The 1,030-nt window shown below is 51.7% G+C and carries 1 protein-coding gene; it reads left to right on the forward strand.

Annotated features, from left to right (window positions below):
• Positions 1–1,030: acyl carrier protein (locus E1163_RS00285; RefSeq protein WP_221417868.1), on the forward strand; the 1,030-nt coding region annotated here is incomplete at both ends.

The raw sequence follows: 1,030 nt of genomic DNA on the forward strand, positions 1-1,030 counted from the left end.
AGCGATCCAGGTTGAGCTTAAAGGCTTTACAGCCAAGCGCATACCTTTGGAGACACCAGCCAGCGTTCAGGTAAACCGGACAGTTCCAACTCAGTCAAAGCCGACAATGATCCCTTCACCGGAATCATCACCGTTGGAGTCAGCCGTATCGTCCTACCTTCTGGACAAGCTACGTAGCCGTACAGGCGGAGCCGTATCTCCCTCAGATATGGGCAGGAACTTTATGGACTTTGGGGTAGACTCCGCAGGCATCATCAGCCTGGCCCGGGAGTTGGGCGAAGAGCTTCAGATAGAAGTATACCCGACCCTGTTTTTTGAGTACCCTAACCTGGAAGAACTAAAGACATACCTGCTCACCGAGCATTCGAAAGAAGTGAACCATTACTTCAGCGAATCCCTGGCATCACCGTCATTATCTTCCAGACTATCGGTAGAACCATCATTACCTTCAGTGTCTAACGCTATACCAGAGGTAGCAAAACCTTCAGTAGAAGAGAAGTTCATAGCCACTGACCGAAGCAGTGAGCTTAGCGCAGTTCGCACTTCCAGTACCGATAAGCCAGACTATGATCCAATAGCGATTGTCGGTATCAGCGGGCGAATGCCAGGCTCTGGAGACCTGGAAGAGTTTTGGCACCACCTTGAGGATGGAACAGACCTGGTCACCGAGATTCCTTCGAGCCGCTGGCGCTGGGAAGATTACTATGGAGACAAGAACCAGGAAGAAGGGAAGACGAAAATAAAGTGGGGTGCCTTTATGAAAGACATCTCCGGTTTTGATCCGTTGTTTTTCGGTATCTCCCCCCGCGAGGCAGAGTTGATGGACCCCCAGCACCGACTGAGTCTGGAGTTGTCCTGGGAGGCCATAGAAGATGCCGGATATAAAGCGAGCGACCTGTCAGGCAGTTTTACAGGCGTATTTATCGGAGTAGCCGGTCTGGATTACAGCGAGATCGTAAATAACAGCGCCGTCAGCAGCCGGGCACAGTCCCTGACCGGGAATGCCCACAACATATTACCCTGCCGGATT

Origin of the sequence: Fulvivirga kasyanovii, assembly GCF_009711405.1 — a bacterium.
Classification (GTDB): domain Bacteria; phylum Bacteroidota; class Bacteroidia; order Cytophagales; family Cyclobacteriaceae; genus Fulvivirga; species Fulvivirga kasyanovii.